The organism is Mesorhizobium sp. B2-4-7, assembly GCF_006442685.1.
GTDB lineage: Bacteria > Pseudomonadota > Alphaproteobacteria > Rhizobiales > Rhizobiaceae > Mesorhizobium.
The window spans coordinates 1,168,976-1,185,930 of record NZ_VFVH01000001.1 but is presented as its reverse complement, the minus strand read 5'-3'; the positions used below and the strand labels follow the sequence as shown (position 1 = coordinate 1,185,930).

At 62.1% G+C, this 16,955-nt stretch carries 14 protein-coding genes; all 14 read right to left on the bottom strand.

The features are described 5' to 3' along the window. Genes FJ946_RS05880 through tssA form a run of 14 tightly spaced genes read right to left on the bottom strand, consistent with a single transcriptional unit; the run spans position 1 to position 16,918 of the window. A complete protein-coding gene (locus tag FJ946_RS05880; RefSeq protein ID WP_140524749.1) occupies positions 1 to 849 on the bottom strand; it encodes a DUF4150 domain-containing protein in 849 nt (282 codons plus the stop codon). A 2-nt stretch (positions 850 to 851) separates the two neighbouring features. Further along, complete coding sequence (tagF, locus tag FJ946_RS05875; RefSeq protein WP_140524748.1) at positions 852 to 1,397, bottom strand: type VI secretion system-associated protein TagF; 546 nt, start codon at positions 1,395 to 1,397, stop codon at positions 852 to 854. Beyond that, positions 1,379 to 4,915, bottom strand: a complete 3,537-nt coding sequence (gene tssM, locus FJ946_RS05870; RefSeq protein WP_140524747.1) for a type VI secretion system membrane subunit TssM — start codon at positions 4,913 to 4,915, stop codon at positions 1,379 to 1,381. Before tssM ends, tagF begins: the two co-directional genes overlap by 19 nt. A 1-nt stretch (position 4,916) precedes the next feature. Next, positions 4,917 to 6,239: a type IVB secretion system protein IcmH/DotU gene (gene icmH / locus FJ946_RS05865; protein WP_140524746.1), complete on the bottom strand. Its 1,323-nt coding sequence runs from the start codon at positions 6,237 to 6,239 to the stop codon at positions 4,917 to 4,919. A 4-nt stretch (positions 6,240 to 6,243) separates the two neighbouring features. Next, positions 6,244 to 7,578, bottom strand: a complete 1,335-nt coding sequence (gene tssK / locus FJ946_RS05860) for a type VI secretion system baseplate subunit TssK (protein ID WP_140560453.1) — start codon at positions 7,576 to 7,578, stop codon at positions 6,244 to 6,246. Between the two features lie 38 nt (positions 7,579 to 7,616). Beyond that, a complete protein-coding gene (gene tssJ / locus FJ946_RS05855; RefSeq protein ID WP_140498291.1) occupies positions 7,617 to 8,069 on the bottom strand; it encodes a type VI secretion system lipoprotein TssJ in 453 nt (150 codons plus the stop codon). A gap of 3 nt (positions 8,070 to 8,072) precedes the next feature. Further along, positions 8,073 to 9,545 carry a type VI secretion system-associated FHA domain protein TagH gene (gene tagH, locus FJ946_RS05850; RefSeq protein ID WP_140515106.1) on the bottom strand — a complete coding sequence of 491 codons (1,473 nt, stop codon included), beginning with the start codon at positions 9,543 to 9,545 and terminating at the stop codon, positions 8,073 to 8,075. Further along, positions 9,542 to 10,609, bottom strand: a complete 1,068-nt coding sequence (tssG, locus tag FJ946_RS05845) for a type VI secretion system baseplate subunit TssG (protein WP_140557374.1) — start codon at positions 10,607 to 10,609, stop codon at positions 9,542 to 9,544. Before tssG ends, tagH begins: the two co-directional genes overlap by 4 nt. Then, positions 10,573 to 12,447 carry a type VI secretion system baseplate subunit TssF gene (gene tssF, locus FJ946_RS05840; RefSeq protein ID WP_140498289.1) on the bottom strand — a complete coding sequence of 625 codons (1,875 nt, stop codon included), beginning with the start codon at positions 12,445 to 12,447 and terminating at the stop codon, positions 10,573 to 10,575. The genes tssG and tssF overlap by 37 nt, the downstream gene beginning before the upstream one ends. A 1-nt stretch (position 12,448) precedes the next feature. Continuing rightward, complete coding sequence (tssE, locus tag FJ946_RS05835) at positions 12,449 to 13,204, bottom strand: type VI secretion system baseplate subunit TssE (protein ID WP_140498535.1); 756 nt, start codon at positions 13,202 to 13,204, stop codon at positions 12,449 to 12,451. After that, positions 13,191 to 13,646: an Hcp family type VI secretion system effector gene (locus FJ946_RS05830; RefSeq protein ID WP_115143971.1), complete on the bottom strand. Its 456-nt coding sequence runs from the start codon at positions 13,644 to 13,646 to the stop codon at positions 13,191 to 13,193. Before FJ946_RS05830 ends, tssE begins: the two co-directional genes overlap by 14 nt. Positions 13,647 to 13,691: 45 nt before the next feature. After that, positions 13,692 to 15,197 (bottom strand): type VI secretion system contractile sheath large subunit, encoded by a 1,506-nt coding sequence (gene tssC, locus FJ946_RS05825; protein WP_140498288.1) that lies wholly within the window; start codon positions 15,195 to 15,197, stop codon positions 13,692 to 13,694. Between the two features lie 3 nt (positions 15,198 to 15,200). Then, positions 15,201 to 15,740 (bottom strand): type VI secretion system contractile sheath small subunit, encoded by a 540-nt coding sequence (gene tssB, locus FJ946_RS05820; RefSeq protein WP_140498287.1) that lies wholly within the window; start codon positions 15,738 to 15,740, stop codon positions 15,201 to 15,203. Positions 15,741 to 15,745: 5 nt separating this feature from the next. Next, complete coding sequence (gene tssA / locus FJ946_RS05815) at positions 15,746 to 16,918, bottom strand: type VI secretion system protein TssA (protein WP_140557377.1); 1,173 nt, start codon at positions 16,916 to 16,918, stop codon at positions 15,746 to 15,748. Positions 16,919 to 16,955: the final 37 nt, after the last annotated feature.

The window sequence follows — 16,955 nt, the reverse complement described above, 5'->3', positions numbered from 1 at the left end:
TTACAGAGCTGCTGCACTGCCGTTGAAGTTCTTCGCGTATTTACGGGCTTTCGAGCCTTGGCTGTTCGAACACTTATTGCAGTGAGGCATGACCGAATCAGCGGTGTCGAAGTGCTCCTGAAATTTTTCCAGTCCCATGTGACAACCACCCATGTGCCAAGCCAAGACCTGCGGCGGCTGATGGTCATGGGTCATGTACGGCTTGTCTTTCAACGGCTTGCCCGGCCCTGTCGGCTCTACCTTTCCGGGCTCTGAGGCTTTCCAAGTAGTGTTGCTCGTTCCACTGTCCTGCTTACACTGCCAACATTCCTGTCCGTTCACCTTGTCGCGCTGGGCAGCCGTTCGCTTTTCGGTCCGCTCAAACTTCGGATTTGGTGGGCATGGACCCAAAATGAAATTGTCCAATAGAAACGCGAGGAATTTGTTGAACGCAGCGACGTTGACGCAATTGGGCGGCGGGTCGCTCGCGGTGTTCTGGTCCATCATATCGCCATGACGGTCGACGCCCTTGCCTTCCGCCTTTACCGTGAAGGACCACAACTTGAAGACGCCCTTTCCCTTTATCTTGTGGGTCACGACCCCTGCGCCGAGGCCTTGCGTGGCGGGTTCGTCGCCGGTACTGGTCGAGATCTCCGATGCATTCTCGATAGCCGTCGGCTCGCCATCGATCTTGACACTCTTGGTGCCCTTAGTCAGATCCGACGACGACAGCATATTGACGTATGGTACCGGAACCGGGCCTGCGGGTGGGGATGGCGGCGAGAGACAGACATCGCCTGGTGCGATACCTTGGCCGTTGCTGCCCTTGTGAAAGAAGCCCATTTTCTCTGCGTAGACGCTGAGTGCCATGATCAGAATCCCCTCGGCATGGCACGCGCGGCGCGCATGGCCGGTAGGGCGTTGTTCGCGAGATCATGGATGTCGGCGAAGGCGAATTCTTGCACCTCCCAATCATCAGTCCAAAATGCAATGCGTTTGACCGTGGAGAACGAGGTGGGTGGATCGAGAGCCTGCAACGTTATGGCGACACGTTCCTGCTCCCAATAGTGCTCAACAGTCAACTTAGCGATCCGAGCCACACCCTCAAACCAAGGATCGGATGCATCGGGCGTCGCACCCAACCCCGTCACCACGAACGGATAGCGGCGGCCGATACGGTCCTGGCTCATGCGCCAGGCGCCAGCACAGGGTTGGTCGCCAAAGATCGCGTCCTGAACGACGAAGCGCCAGACTCGGTTGTCGAGGTCCTCACCTTCATCCGGCCGCGCGCGCAATTCCATCGACATCCAGCGGTCCCAGCGGTCGATAAAAGTCCGCGGCAGGTTCCAAGCGACGAAATCCCCCGTCGCCGGGATCTTGCCGTAGAAGCCGGGCGCGTTCATATCTGCGCGGGACATGTGAACTTCTTGAACATTTCGAGGTTGTAGGGGTTTTCGACGCTGGCGGCCTTGAGCTCGAAATCGGCGTACATGCCTTTCGTGCCCAGGCGCAGACTGTAGACATCCGAAAGCGAGGTTCCGGTGAATCGGCCGCTGCGCAACATCCTCAGCCATGCCCAGCTGCCGGTCTCGTTGAGCATGATTTCGGGCGATCCGTCGATCGGCTGGAAGGCGAGCGAAATGACCCCGGTGCCGTCCTTGCCGGGCCAGGTCATCGGTTGCGGCCGCGTTGCGTTGTTGTAGTAGACGAGGCTCTGGCCATCGAGATTGAGCGTGACGCGCGTGAGGTTGGGAGACAGATCCTTCGGTTCGAGCGTGAAGCTCATCACCGGTCCGGCACCCCCGGGGAAAAGATCGTCGCGGATGTGCCTGGCCTGCTCGAACGCCGCCAGCGCCGAAGGGTCGAGGCCGAAATCGGCGCGCCACTTCCAAGGCTCGCCGGTCGTGTCGACATAATTGATCAGGTGGTCGTTGATGAAACCGTCGATCAGCCCGGCCGGCCCGAACAGGCGGGCGAAATCGTGCACGTTGACGTCGACCGCACTGGCTTCGCTGAAGGGATAGCGATTGTTCAGCGCCGCTTGGCAGAAAGGCAGTATGTCGGCCCGCCAGATGGCGTTGAGTTCCGAAGTGACCGCCTTTTGAGTCAAATTGCTGGTGTCGCCGGCTATCCCGCCCAACCAGCTGTTGATGGGATCGGGCAGGATCTGGGCCTGCCTTGCCACCGCGCCCGTCAGTTCGGCAAGGCCCCCCTGTTTCTTGATGGCGTCCTGTGGATTGGGGTTCGCGGTGACCGTTTGCAGGACGTTCGAAAGCGCGGTCAGTGCGACAACGGCAGCATCCAGCGCCGGTGGCTGGCCGTCGACCTCTGCGATGGTGCTCTTCAGCGGTTTGAAATGTTCGGCCACCAGATTGCCGGTCAGGTCCACCTCACTGGCGGATCCGGCGCGGGGAAGTAGTTTCGCACCCGATGTCGCCAGTTTGCCCAGCTTGCCCAGCTTGCCGAGCAGTTTCGAAGCGCCCTTGGCTGCCGCCTTGTCGTCGGCAGGCGCTTCGTCGGAACGGGTCAGTTCTGTCTCCTGAACGACCGCCGTAAGCAGCCGCTTCAGCGCTGAATCCGCACTTGAGAGGTCTTTCAGGTTTTCGCCGGCGACATTGAGATCGGTCAATGGTGCAAGCCTCATGTCGCGCAGGAAGCTATCCCATTGCGCGATGTAGTCGTCGTAGTAGAGCTTCAGAATATCCTCGGACAGCGCCGAGACGGATGTCTCGGCATTTTCCGAGCAACCGCCGGCGAAAACCGCACGATCGAGCGCCGCCTGGGCGGCGACATCGTCGATGCGGTCGAGAATGACGTCGTGAAAGCCGGAATAGGTGAAAGCGCCCGAAATGCCGACGCGTAATGTCTTGCCCGAACGCCGTGCAAACACCTTGCCGCCGTTTGGGCCGGCGAAATTGGCCGGTATCCACTCCTTCAGCCCGGCCACTGCCGGATCGGCCAACAACTGCTTGTAGCCACGCGCCGGCAACGAAATCGTGCAGACCGTTTTCAGAGCTTCGGCAACCAGGGCCTGGTCCGGCGCGACATAGCTTTCGTCGACCGTCATCCGGCGGATCGCGGCAAGCTGATGCTCTTCGGCGTCGGCTGTCGGAAATGGCGCCGCGGCCGCGAATTCGGGCAGACTGTTCACCCACCAGTTCTGGGCGTAGTCTGGATCCATCTGCGACAGGCCCGTCATCATGCGGTAGGTCTTGAGCGCACCGAGCATGAAGTCGGGATCGCGGATCTGGCGCCACATCGTCGCCTCGAGCAGGGCCACCATCCGGGGCTCGAGCACGTTGCGGAGGGCGTGGTCATAAGTGTCGGCCTGTGCCCTGACCAGTTCCGCCGAGGCCGATGGGCCAAGCAGATCGTGGGCAGCGCCCGGCGGTGCTGTCCGGGCATTTGCGACCGCGTCCATCGCCTCGAGCGCGCCGTCCATGGCAGGCCGCTCCACCGATGCCGGGGTTGCGGCAGCGGAGGTCAGCGGCGTTTGCAGCGCTTCGAACTGGCCTGCCTGCGCCGAGATCGCATGGCGGTTGTCAAAATAGGACCAGGTGAACAGGCCGCCTGCCAGCAACGCCGCCGCAGCGCATGCGGCAGCGGCGCCGCGCCAGATCCAGGCTCGGCGGCGTTGCGCCAGTGGGTCAAATGTACCGAGGCCTGCTTCCTTGAAGATGACTTCAGTGAGGAGGTTCTTCAGGAAGAAGCTGCGTTTCTCGACCCGAGATGCGGGCAGGGCGCGCCGCGGCGGAAGACCGAAGGAGGAAGACAGCGCGGCGGTCAGCCGGTCGATAGGCGCCCCTTCCTGCGTCGCCGATGTCAGGTAGAGGCCGCGCAGCCAGGCAGCCTCCTCATACCGGCTTTCGCCGAACATGGCTTCGACCAGCACCTGAATCGGTTCGGACAAGCTTGTCAGTTGGGCGGGAAACCTGAAGATTTCGGCACGGGCGGCGAGTTTGTCCTCGTCCTCCAGGCGCGTCACCAAGCGCCGCTCGAGTTCGGTCGCCAGCGTCGCGATTTCTCGTTCGATGGTCTTGCCATCGACGCGCGCATCCAGCGCGAAGGTCGTCCCCCACACCTGTTCGCGCGAGGCGGTGGACAGACCGCCGAAGAAGGGCTCGAAGCCCTTGATCAGGTCGGCCTTGGTCAGCATCAGATAGACCGGCAGGCGGATTTCAAGGCGGTCGTTGAGCTCGGCCAACCGGCGGCGGATCTTGCGCCCGTGCGCCTTGATGGCCTCGTCGCCCTCCGAAAGGACGTCGATCGAAAGCGCGACGATCACGCCGTTCAGCGCACGGCGGCCGCGATGTTTCTTCAAGAGGTCGAGGAAACCGAGCCATTCGGCCGCGTCGACATCCGGCTGGCTCTCCTGCTGGACATAGCGGCCGGCAGTGTCGATCAGAACCGCGTTTTCGGAAAAGAACCAGTCGCAGTTGCGCGTGCCACCGACCCCCTGCAAGTCGTCGGTGAGATCGATCGGAAAATTCAGTCCGGACTGCCGCAAGGCGGTGGTCTTGCCGGTCGCCGGCGGCCCGACGATGACGTACCATGGCATCTCGCGCAGGAACTTGCGCCCGCCCAGCTTGCGGCGCCTCAGTTCGGTCATCACCTCGGCAAACTTGGCGCCCACGGCGGCGACGTTCTCCTCGCCTGGGCTGAGCGGCTTTTCCACCGCTGGCGCGGCAATCTCGGCCACGAACATCCGGTTGGCGCGGATCGCCCGACGCTGGGCAACGATCAGCCAGACCAGCCAGAAGATGACCAGCAGCGCGATGATGACGATGCGCACATTTTCGGAGGCGAAGGGCTCGTAGGGACCGACCCTGACGATCGGACCGAAGATCCAGATAACCAGGGATAGCAGCGTCAGGCCGATCAGCGTCCACAGCCAGCGCGATGTCAGGACCGCCCAGAGGAAGCGCAGGATGAACATCTCACAGCCTCTTTTCGACGAGCACCTCGACGCGGCGATTCAAGGCTCGCCCCTCGCGCGTGCTGTCGCTGGCCACAGGATCGGTGGCTGCCCGGCCCTCCGAATGGACGCGATCCTGCGGCACTCCGTTTTGAACCAGCATGTCGGCAATCGTCCGGGCGCGAGCCTCGGATAGGCGTTGGTTGGTCGACAGCGGGTTGGTCTTTTGCAAAGGAACGCTGTCAGTATGGCCGACCACCGTGATGTTTCCGATCAGCTCCTGATTGGCGAGGATCACCTTGGCGATCGAACCGATCAAGGGTTCGAAACCATCGGTCAGTTGTGGCCGCGATGACTGGAATAGTTCGGGGTTGGAGGCCTGGATGATCAGCTTGGCCAGTGAAACACTCTCGGTGCCGCTGAGAGCAGATTTGAGCTCGGCCGGCGCCCCCGCCTGGAATTCCGGCAACAGCGCAAAATCCACTTTTTGCGGTGGCGGGGCGTCGACTTTGGGCGACGCGCGGGTGATGTCGCCGCGGGCAGGCGGTGGCAGGGCACGAACAAGTGCGGAAAGCTCGACCGCCTGGCTGCTCAGTCCCATTGACAGCCCGATATGGATCGCCGCGGCTGCAACCGCAGCACCGAGCGCCATGACCCAGATCGGCACGATGAAGCGCTGCGGCTGGTCGGAGGCGATGACACCTTTCCAGTTTGGCGCTAAAGGCGCGCCTTCGGCGTCGGCATTGCGCAGGAAGCGGGCCGCCGCCACGCGAACCGCATTGAGCGAGCGGTCGCCTGAGCGGCCGGGCACGCGATATTTGCCACGGAAGCCGAGCGCCAGGCAATGGTACTGCAGTTCAAGCAATTCTCGGTCCCGGTTAGGATGTCGTTCCAGTTCGTCGAGTCGCGTGAAGAATTGCGTGCCGGCATCGACATCGCCGCGCAGCATGACGACGAGCGGCTGCCGCGGCCAGGCGCTGGCCCCGCCCCAAGGCGTGTTCAGGGCCAGATCGTCGAGCAACGCAGCCACCACCCAGGCTGCCTGGTCGGCTCGCTCCATCGAGGACCCCGTCGACATAGCCGTGTCGCGTGCCCGAACCAGTTCTTCGAGCAAACGGGTGCGCAAGACTTCCGGATTGTCTGGCGGCATTGCGCTTTCGAGCTCGGGGGCGAACTCGAGCAAGGGCGCAAAGGCGTTGACAAGCGCGTTCGGGTGGGTGCGAGAGCGTTTTACCAGTGCGCCCGGCGAAAGTGGCGCCATGGGCCTTGGCATCGGCGCGCCGCTCAATCGTATGCGAGTGCGTTCGCGATCCTCCGACAGTCCGAAAGGATCATCGCGGCTCATGATCTCACCTGTTCACCGAATAGCAGTCCACCTGCGGCTCGCTTGGCAACACGCCCGAAACACCGATGACGAAGCCTGGTGCGTCGAGCAGCGAGGCCCAGTGTTCGCTTTTCTGATCCAATTCGAGGCACAGTCGATCGCCGTCGTAAGGGATTTCGCGTGGCTGGGAATGAAGCGGTTTTAGCGGAATGCCGGGCAAGCGCGATTTCCACAGGCCCTCGAACTCGTCGGCCGAGCCGACGGTCGCCTGATTGACGAAGATCTTGCGCAGGGCATCCTCCGACAGCTCCGAGCCGACCCGGATGACGATGCGGCTGGCCACCAGCAGCTTTGGGTTGTCGATGCGAATTTTCCAGACATTGGTCGAGTGCCGCATGACAGGCAGCGCACGCGATTTCGGCTCGATGTAACGAAGGCTGAGAATGAGCGAGCGCAGCGCGTCCGCCAGCGCCGAATAGGCAGGGCCGGGCGCCATGTGATCGTAAGCGGGCAACTCGCCCAGCCGCCGCGCGCTCGATCCGTAAGTTGCCATCGAACCGGCGAGCCCGGCAAGTTCCAGGTAAAGCTCGGCCGGATGGAAGACATCCTGCGCCAGCATGTGAGCCAGACGCGGACGCGCCGCATTGGCGAGATTGAGCATCAACAGATCTTCGACGCTGCGCCCAGGCCCGCCCATGACCATCTTGCCATGCGCCTCGGCGATCTGGTCGAGGCCGGTGACAACTTCCAGAAGCAATTGCCGATACCAGGCCACCGCGCCGGTAACCAGTGCCGGTGGCAGGAAGGTCTCGTCCAGAGAGACGCCGCCATCGGCTCGAACTCCGTTGAGGTCGGCTATCGGCAAGGCGGTGTAGCCACCAACCGACTTGCCAGGTGCAAGCAGCAGCGCCTGCGGACGGGCGATTTCTATTTCTTCAGGATCCGAACCGCCCTGGACAGCGTCGCGCACCGAAACGATCCGCCCGTGATATCGCGCTCCAGAGGCGGCGGCGTGTGCCGGATCGAAGCCGACACCACCGGGAGGCTCCAGCGGCAAGGCGACCAGCACCGGCCCTGCGCCCGTCTCGGGGGTGACCGGCAGCGGTCGCGGCGCGTCCATCCAATCCGGAATGGAAAAAGGTGTCCCATCCGGGAAGATGCCCCGGGCCGACAGGATCGCGACCTGGCCGGATTCCAGCAATGCCTGGTCCAGCGTCAGCTGTCGAAAGCCGAACGTATGCAGTTGTCCGGCCTGCAACGCGCCGCGCACCGTCGCCTCGAAGAAACGATCCTGCTGCTGGAAATGCTGGGTTCGCAGGAAAAGTCCTTCGGACCATAGCACCCTGTTTGCATCGCTCATGCCGCTACTCTCTGCATTGAGCTCCCTTGCCTTGGCTGCTAGGCGGAGATGCCGCCGCTGCCCAACGTGACATTGATGGTGAACTTTGATCCCGGCGACACCGACTTGGTTGTCCGCCAGTTCCTGCCGCCAGGTTCGCGGATCAGTGCAACGAAGCCCAGAGCCGTCGCGTCCGGCTCGACAGTGATGGTCTTGGATGCGGATTTTCCGGGCCCGACGGCGATCTGGTCGGAACCGATAAGATCTCCTGCGAGTGCGCTGCCGGCATCCCCCTGCAGCGCAAAATAGTCGGCGGAATTGAATTTGCCGGTGCTTTTTAACCGCATCACGAGAACCGTCACCGGCCGGTCGCCGCCACCTGGCCCCGGATTCATGCCGGCCCCGCCGGTCACGTTGACGGTGATCACCGACGGCTTTGGCGGACCGCTCTGGCACGCTGCAACCAGCCCGGTCGCGCCCAGGGCAATCATCAATTCACGTCGGTCGATCATGGCTTACTCCTCCTCATATGCATCTCGAAAATCAGTGCCGATTTCGCCAAGGAAGCTTTTTTCCGCGCTTTCGGCGATTTCGCGATGGCGTTTTTGATAGAGCTCCCACAGCTTGGCGCCGCGCCCGCCCGAAAGCAGGGTGCCGATCGCCGAATTCGATTTCAGCTCGTCCTCGATCGCTGCGGGATCGAAACGATCGATCATCCGTCGCAAAGCGGCCTGTATGCCTCGCCAAGCGCGCACGTGATGTTGCGCGAGATCGCGAACTGCATCGGCGATGGCCGCCTCCCCGGCGAGAAATCCGGGGCTGCGCTCGGCGATCAGCGTCACGATGGCGTCGTCGACCGACGGCAGAAATTTGAGCGGATTGACTTCGGAGGCACCGACCATTGTCTGGGCGACGCGAGCATTTCCTTTCTCCTCGGCCCGCTTGCGCAGAAGCTGCATCAGCCCTTCCATCATCAGCCGGTATTCGCGGCCGAACTTCTCCATTTCCACGATGCTGTCGCGCCCGGGGAAATCGGCTTCCTCGACGCCCATGCCGCGCAAGAAGGCGGCGCGGAGCGCCATCTCGGCGGGCTGCGCGCTTGCCGGCGGGCGGGCAGGTTTGGAAGCAGCACCCATGCGCGCTGGAGGCAGGACATCGGCCGGTTGCGCGGGAATATCCCAGGGATTGGCGGATGGTGGCCGTTGGGCAATGCGCTCGCGCTGGCCGGTCGAGGCCGAGTTATTTGTCGAACTGGGCGAGGAGACCGGTCCGAAACCAAAATCATCGTTGAAGTCGGACAGCTTTCCCGCTGCGGATTCAGCTCCGTGGCTGGGAGGGGGGGGCCGGTCGAGGCTGAATGGATCCGCCCGGCTGCCCACCCCGCCCTGCTCGACATAAACGGCGGCGTTTTTCGACACCGGCGTTGAAACCGGATCGAGGCTGAACGGGTCGTCGAAAGCAGGCGAGTTGCGCTGGCCGGAGGACGCGCGCTCGAACGCCCCTGGGATCGGCTGCTCGAATGGGTTCGGCAGATCAGCAGGTCGAGGCCGTTGCGGCGCTTCTTCGACCTTGGCGGAAAAGAAGTCATCGCGGCCGATGCTTACCGGCGCCCGCGATGCCGCTGGCAGACGTTCTGGTACCGGCTGGATGACTGCGGGCGCTTGAGCGGCCGCGATCTGCAGGTCGACACAGACGACGTAATCGCCCAGCCTGAGCCGCATGCCGCTTTGAAGGCGTGCGGACTTGCCTGGACCAAGCGGGCTATCGGAATCGTTTATGAACAAACCGCTGCTCGATGTGTCGGTGACGAAATATCCATCTCGCCCGCCAGAGATTTTGCAGTGAGCGCGTGAAACGAACATGTCGGGATCATCGATCTGCCAGCCTGCATCGGCGCTGCGGCCGATCACCAGCTCACCTTCGTCCAGGCGAGTTTGCCGCACCGCCTGGGTGCGTGGCCCTTGCTCTAGCGTTAGCAGCAGACTCATGCCGCGCCCCCCGCCATTTCCGGCCGCCATCCGACGATTGTGCGCAGCCGCATATCATCAGCATCTCCCCTTTCAGCGGGTCGCGCAAGCCAGGCGGTTCGGCCGAGCTGCACCGCTCCAATACGGGGCGGCGGCACTGCTTCACGCGCAAGCACGATACGCAGATCGACATCGAGAGATTCTCCGACCATGTCGCGAACCGCGTGCTGGAACAGTTTGAGCCGCTGGCTGCCCGGCAGGAATGTCTTGAAATCATCATACTTCAAAGGGCCGACCCGCAGTTCGATCCTGCTTTGGCGGGTGAAAACGCGTGGGCCGATCGTCGCCCCCCGACCGAGCACAGCAAAGGATTTTGCGAGGCGGGTCTGGAGGCCTGCTGGTATGATTGTCCAGGCAGCGACGAATTCCTTGATCTTTACCGGCACCTTGAAGGCTTCCGCCAGGAACAGTGTCAGTCGTTCCGGGCCCTCGACCTGGCTGGCGAGCGAAGCCGCCTGGCGAAGCTTCACCATGTCGAGATCGATGTTTCGGGTGCCGGGAAGTCCGATACCGGCCATGGCCGCAAGCATGGCGCGAACCCGGCCACCGACCGCGCGTTCAACCTGAACGGCCGGATTCGCATCCGCCCACGCCCGATAGTAAAGGGCGATCATGCGGTGCTGCAGAATGTTGACGAAATCGACGAAAGTAGTGTCGCTGGTCAGCTGTGCGTTGGCCCCGGCGAACCACCGCTGCGACAGCCGGTCGAGCACCCAGCGCGTCAGATGCAGCGGCATTGGACCCTCGGGGCCCAAGAGACCCAGATTTGCAATCGTGACCCGGGCCGGCTTGCCGTTGTCGGCTTCGCGGAAATGGACCAGGTCCCTGGCCGAGAAGGCGAGGCGCACATGCTGGCCAAGCCTTGCCGGCTCACGGTCGGGACGGCCGGAATGGCCGAACACGGCATTTTGCTGTTCGAGACGGCGCAGCAATTCGAAAAAGTCGAACCCTTCGGACAGACCTTCAGCGGGGTTTGGGCTGGGCTTGTCTAGATCAGGGAGCGATTGCCGGGCGTCATCGGCCATGGCACATCCTCCTGCTTCTGCAGCAGCCGCGTGCGGGTCCGCACGAAACCGTTTATTCCGGCATATCGGGCGAACAGCCGCGCCAGCAAAGCCGAAAGCAGCAAAGTGCTTTGGCCAGCCAGGATGGATTCATCGACATGCAACGTCACCTCGGTGCCGCGTCCGAAGCACATCGGCCCCTCGATCTGAAGCCGCTCCACGACGGGCCGCGAGTCGATGCGGGCGATCGAATGTACATTGCGAGCCAGGCTGGGATCGCCTCGGTCGGCATAGATATCGAGAAGCGCATGCAACGGGTCGACGCCGCGGCCCTCCTTGGCAAGGCTGAGGAAGTTGAGCATGAGCTGTGCCACCAGCCGCCAGGCGAGATCGTCGGCGCGCGATTCACCCTCGGCCCCTGTGGGCAGTGCTGCGGGGATCGCCGGCTGCGGTGGACGCAGGGCTCCAAGGAGCCTGACGATTTCGACCGGGTCGCCGGCCTCAAGCGTCAATGTGGGATTGTCATCGAGGATCGGCAGGTCACGATTGGTGCACAGTGCTACGACGTCGAGACGCTTCAGAGGTCGGTACGCCGGGCTTGCGAGCGGTCGCGATACGGCCAGGAAAACGTCGTCGCCGGTGTATGACGTGCGCGTTAGACCGTCGCGCCGTTCGTCTTCGGTCGCGCGCCGAGGGCGCCGCTCGGTTGAGTAGACCCACCCACTGCCGCTGTTCTGCCCCAGGCTGAACAGTTCCGGAATTTCGGCGTCGTTGCCTTCGGTGTCGGCGTCCTCAACACGAATGATCCGATAGATTTCAAAGTCGCGCGCCCTCGTGCGGTCTGCATGCAAAACCTGGCGTGTCTTACGCGCATCGATCTCGACGACGTTGCACTCACGTTCGAAAAGATTGATGATCGGCGTTGCGAAAAGTTCGAAGTCGGCCGATGTCAGATCGGCCAACTCTGGCACCGGACGCCTGAATTGGAAGACGATCTCAAGCCCTCCGTCGCATCGACGCACGACAGGCTGTAGCCCCGAAACCCGCACATAGTGGAAGCGCTCGGGCATTATGAAGTATTCTCGCAGGAGGCGATATCCTTCGAATGTCGGGCGGGTACGCGGCATCAAGGCTTCGTCGTCGCTGATGCCAACCATTTCGGGCGCTGGCAAGGGCGACAACGGGTTGCTCTTGCCCTCAGCGCGTGCGCCAACGCTTGAGCAAGTGCCGAAGATCGCGTCGAATAGCAGCGGCGCCTTGGTTCGCCCGGCAAAATAAATATCGAGCCGGTCGAGCGTCAATTCGTGGAGCTTGCCTTTTCCGGTCGGGGCCAGCGTGATGCGGAGCGCCGCCTCGCCGCGCACACCGCCGACCGTGGCCATCCCGGCCGCCGCCAACGCGCTGCGGTCCTGAAAATAGCTGACCGAAGTGATTGCTATCGGCCACAGGGTCGTCTCTTGCGCGGTCGAGAAAGTGCAGCGCGTCGAAAGGCCGGGCCGCAGGCTGGAAACCAGCCGGGTGTTGCGCCTGACGACGTGGCCGTCGAGCATGGTCTGGACCTGCTGGCCTGGTTTGAGCACCACCATCGCCGTTGCCGGCGCCGGGGTGACCAGATCGGGATAAAGAACGTCGAGCACACTGCGCGAAAATCGCGAACGCTCGGCGTCGACCTTTAGCCGGGTGCGCGCCGCGAGGAAAGCCACGCCATCCAGCAGCCGCTCAACATAGGGGTCCGGACAGGGGACCGTGTCGAGGGAAAGGTTGCGCGCGACCGCTGGATGCATATCGGCAAATTCGGCCGCAAGGCCGCGGATGTGGGTCAACTCCTCCTCGTAATATTCGACGAAGACCCGATCCATCTCAGGCGTCCCTGATTTCGGTCCGCGCCGCGCCGTTATCGAGATTGATCGTAGTGCGCAGGCGCATGCGTTCCGGTGTCGGGGTTATGATCAGCACACCGTCAATCTCGATCTTGAGGCCGGCGGTCTTGTCGCCAAGCGTCACTGTGACCTTTGTTGCGCTTTCCTTGAGGCGGGGCTCGAAGGTGGCGAGCACCGCACGGATCTCACGCGCCAGCACATCGCGATCAAAGTCGCGCGAAGACCTGCCCGAGAAGGAGGGGACGCCGTAATTGACCACGCTCCGGCGCACCTCCGGGAAATCTGCGAGCGACGGTGGGTTGTCCGATACCTGTTCATTTTCCAGATCGGACAGGAGCGGCGTGGCCTCGAAGCGCTCGGTGTTGAAGAGCGCCTCGACGTCACGCCGCACTGCTTCTCTGAGCACGCGGGCTGACACCACAACGCCGCGACTTTCGATCTCGACCCGATGCTGGGTCTGAAAGGCCAATCGATGCAGACGCCGTTTTTGCTCGGCTGTGAGTTCGGCATCAGCGTCGATGGCCCGCGCGCTGGCGCCAACGAGGGCGTCGACACGGTCGGCGCCAAGCTCGTCGAGCAAGACATGGCGCAGCCCGTCTATCTCCGAGGTCAGACCAGGCAGGTCATTGACGAGGCGATCCCAAAGCGACGGCTGGACGGCCTCGCTTTTTGCCCGCAAGCTGCCGGTACTGTGCTGCTTGCCAGCGTCGGGTCGCCGACCCTCACTTGCCGACATAGACATCCATTTCGGCTTCATCATTGCCGTCATAGACGAACTTGATCTTCTTGTAGGCGAAGCTGACCTCTTCCTGGATCAGGTCTTCCTCATCCTCGGCCTGCGACATGTCGTATTCCATGATCGAGGCGTCGGTGAGGGTGACGACCAGATAATCCTTAGTCTCGCCATCGATCGTCCGACGTGCCGAGAACACCACTTCATCGAGGGCCTTGTTCTCGAACAAGGCTTTCTTGAGATAAGGCGAAGATTTGTCGTAGTGTTTGATGAACTTGATCATGCCCATGGACACGCGCCCCCGACGTGAGAGCGAATTCGGGTCATAGGGTGCGACCATCTTGTAGTCGACGCCATGGATTTCGATCTCATCATCGTGGCCGTCGCGGGTGCTGGGGCCCTTGATATCGGGAACCTTCAGAAAACCATCAATCTTTACTGGCATTGTCTCTCTCCACCATTGTCAAAAAAAAGATTGTTGTTGCTGCAATCAAGTCTTAACGGACGGCAGTTCCGACACCAGTCGAAGCGAGGCATTGATGCCCTCCAGCTGGTAATGCGGGCGCAGATAGAAGCGGGCGTTGTAGTAGCCCGGCCGCCCCTCCACGCTGTCCACTTGGACCTCGGCGGCGGCGAGCGGGCGCTTGGCGCGCGCCTTGTCGTCGGCAAAGGCCGGGTTGGCCAGCACGTAGCGGTTGATCCACTCGGTCAACCAGATCTGCATGTCGGAGCGTTCCTTAAACGACCCGACCTTGTCTCGCGCTATGGCTTTGAGATAGTGCGCAAAGCGCGAAACCGGGAACAAGTAGGGCAAGTTGGCGCTCAGCCGCTCATTAGACTGCGCATCGGGGTCCACCAGTCGGCCGGCGCGCGTTTCGTCGTCCTGTAACGAATGGGCACCGATGAAAGCCGCAAGATCCGTGTTCTTCCGGTGCAGGATCGGCATCAGGCCAAGCTTGGCGAGTTCCGCCTCACGCCGGTCATCAATGGCGACTTCCGTGGGGCATTTCATCGCTATCGACCCATCATCGGTCGGGAAGCTGTGCACCGGCAAATTAAGCACCGTTCCGCCGTTCTCGACGCCGCGGATCTGGGTACCCCAGCCAAACAGCTTGTGGCTGCGGTTGATGTTGACGCCCATCGGGAAGGCGGCGTTCATCCAGACATACTTGTTGTGATCGCCCTGCACCTCTTCCTCGAAGGTGAAGCCCTTCACCGGAACGGTGTCCGTGCCATATGGCAGCCGGGCCAGGACGCGGGGCATGGTCAGCCCAATGTAGCGAGCATCCTCGCTTTCGCGCAGCGACTGCCAGGAGGCATAGGCCGGGTTGGAAACGATCTGCTGCAGATCCTGAGGGTTCGGCAATTCCTGCCAGCTATCCATACGAAACAGTCGAGGCGAGGCGGCCGCGATAAAAGGCGTATGCGCAGAAGCGCAGATGCCGGAGATGTTGCGTAGCAGACCGACGTCGCGCGGGTGGTTGGAAAATTCGTAGGCGCCGATCACGCAGCCGATCGGCTCGCCGCCAAGCATCGAATATTCGTCTGTGTAGACTTTCTTGAAGATCGGACTCTGATCCCACATCTGGCCTTCGTAGTCTTCGAGCGTGTCGGCCAGCTGCTCCTTGGAGATGTTCATCACCCGGATTTTAAGCTTCTGGTCGGTCTCGGTGTTGTTGACGAGGTACCACAGGCCGCGCCATGTGCCTTCCATTTCGCGCACTTCCGGCGCGTGCAGGATCTCGTTGACCTGAGCCGTCAGCATCTTGTCGATACCGGCGATCAGCGACTTGATCGACTTGATGGCATTGGACGAGATGGTTGTGGTGTCGGAACGGGACTGCGCTGCGAGCGCGAGATTGCGCACGAGTTGCTGCAGCTTCTCGCTGTCGTCTTTCTTGACCTTGAAATCCTTTTCGAGGAGTCCACTGAATTCTCCAAGGTCTATGGCTTCGGCCTCGGCGGCGAGGGTGGCGGTCTTCTGCTGTTCGGCCATGGTTTATTCTCCCGCCTTGTCGTCGTCAGTCAGCGCCTGGCTGGCGATCTTGCCAAGAAGTGGCTCGTTGTTCAGCAACTGCGCGATACGCTTTTCGGCGTCTACGCGGCCATCCATGAAGCCCAGCAATTCCTCGAGCTGACGACGCATCTTGAGGATCTCGGCCAGTTGCGGAACCTGCTCGGCGATCTTGTCGGGGGCGAAATCGCCCATTTTGGTGAAGGTGAGATCGAGCGCCAGTTCCTCGTCGCGCTCTTGGCCTTCGGCCTGCGGCAGCGTGTTCTTCACCCGCGCTTTGACGCGGGGTCCGAGCGCCTCCATGAACTTGGGGAAGCGGTTCGCGTCGGTCTCGACGAAGGAGCGGTCCAGAACCGACTTTGACGCTTCCTTGGTTTGCGAAGCACCGGAAAGGTCGGCCATCACGCCCATGACAAACGGCAGTTCGATCGTCGTCGGGCTGCCGTAGGTTTCCACGTCATAGGCGATCTGCACCCGTGGCGCGCGATTTCGTTCGATGACCTTGGCTTTGCTTTCGGCTGGCATGTGTCTTACCTTTCATCTTTCTGTGCCGTCTTCTTGACATCGGGAACGCCGGCAAGAAGCCGAAATTCCTTCAGTCCCGACGGGGCGAGATCTTCCATCAGTTCAACGAAATCCATATGCACCATTCGGCGCACGCGCCGCGCCAGGTGCGGGATCGGGCTGGACGGTTCGGTGCTGTCATAGAAGGCGACGACGAGATCGAGGCATTTGACGACATCGTCGCGCGAGGAGATCCGGTCGGGCAGGCCGCTGTCGCCGGATTCTGCGTAGCTTGCCACGCTTGCCATCGTATCGGCTCCATCGCCGTTGCGAACACGTGCTGCCGGTTCTGCTGGCGTCGCGACCGGCTTTGCGAGGCCGTTCGCGGCAGTGGCACCGGTCGCGTTTCGTTCGAGGGTCGTCAGCAGACGCTGCAGAAACCGCTTTAACTCGGGAAGCGTGGCGCCAGCGCCTTCGAGGCGGGAGTTAAAGGCGGCTTCGACGCTCTCGAGAGCGGCGATCGCGGCGCGGGCGTCGGCTATGAGCAACGTCATTTCTGGCCCGGCCTGATCAATCAGCGCCGCGCATGCGCTGCGCACCCGGTTCACCAGTTGGCTGTGCTCGCTTGCCAGCTTCGCCTTCTCGGCCGCATTCAGTCCCGAAGCAGCCTCCTGCAGCATGACCCGCTCGTCAAGCGAACCCTTCTCCAGATCCGCGCCCAGGATCGGCCCAATGGCGCGCGGCGCAAAGAATGTCATTTTCCGCAAATCTTTGAGTAGACCGTCCTGGCCGTTCTGAAGGTCGGTAAGCGCATTGATGCGGCGCAAGGCTGCTTCGCGCGGCGTGGCACCGGACCGCAGGGCCGGATGCATGGTCGTCCAATGCTGATCGACAGTTTGCGCGATGAGGGTCAGGCCGGCAGCCAGGCCGGCCAACCGATGCTCGTTGGCCAGTCCACGCGTAACAATGACGAGAAGGCGCAGGTCACGGCCGTGAGACCGCAGCTCTTCAGCCCTGGTAAGCACGGTAGGCCAGTCTATCGGAACGTCGACTTCAGTGTTTTTGCTGCCTTGGAACTCGACTTTCTTCTGCTGTTCCGTCAGTCGCTCCAGCTCATGAAAGGCCGGGTCGTTGCGCAAATCCTCCCCTGACGGATTTTCACCGTCGAGCGGAGTAAGCCAAAGTGCGACATCAATCACACAGACCCCCAGCGACCGGCCCTCAACGGCACCTGAC

Coding starts and splice junctions, on each gene's coding strand:
- FJ946_RS05880 (WP_140524749.1), bottom strand. CDS start 849: ATGGCACTCAGCGTCTACGCAGAGAAAATGGGCTTCTTTCACAAGGGC.
- tagF (WP_140524748.1), bottom strand. CDS start 1,397: ATGTCCCGCGCAGATATGAACGCGCCCGGCTTCTACGGCAAGATCCCG.
- tssM (WP_140524747.1), bottom strand. CDS start 4,915: ATGTTCATCCTGCGCTTCCTCTGGGCGGTCCTGACATCGCGCTGGCTG.
- icmH (WP_140524746.1), bottom strand. CDS start 6,239: ATGAGCCGCGATGATCCTTTCGGACTGTCGGAGGATCGCGAACGCACT.
- tssK (WP_140560453.1), bottom strand. CDS start 7,578: ATGAGCGATGCAAACAGGGTGCTATGGTCCGAAGGACTTTTCCTGCGA.
- tssJ (WP_140498291.1), bottom strand. CDS start 8,069: ATGATCGACCGACGTGAATTGATGATTGCCCTGGGCGCGACCGGGCTG.
- tagH (WP_140515106.1), bottom strand. CDS start 9,545: ATGAGTCTGCTGCTAACGCTAGAGCAAGGGCCACGCACCCAGGCGGTG.
- tssG (WP_140557374.1), bottom strand. CDS start 10,609: ATGGCCGATGACGCCCGGCAATCGCTCCCTGATCTAGACAAGCCCAGC.
- tssF (WP_140498289.1), bottom strand. CDS start 12,447: ATGGATCGGGTCTTCGTCGAATATTACGAGGAGGAGTTGACCCACATC.
- tssE (WP_140498535.1), bottom strand. CDS start 13,204: ATGTCGGCAAGTGAGGGTCGGCGACCCGACGCTGGCAAGCAGCACAGT.
- FJ946_RS05830 (WP_115143971.1), bottom strand. CDS start 13,646: ATGCCAGTAAAGATTGATGGTTTTCTGAAGGTTCCCGATATCAAGGGC.
- tssC (WP_140498288.1), bottom strand. CDS start 15,197: ATGGCCGAACAGCAGAAGACCGCCACCCTCGCCGCCGAGGCCGAAGCC.
- tssB (WP_140498287.1), bottom strand. CDS start 15,740: ATGCCAGCCGAAAGCAAAGCCAAGGTCATCGAACGAAATCGCGCGCCA.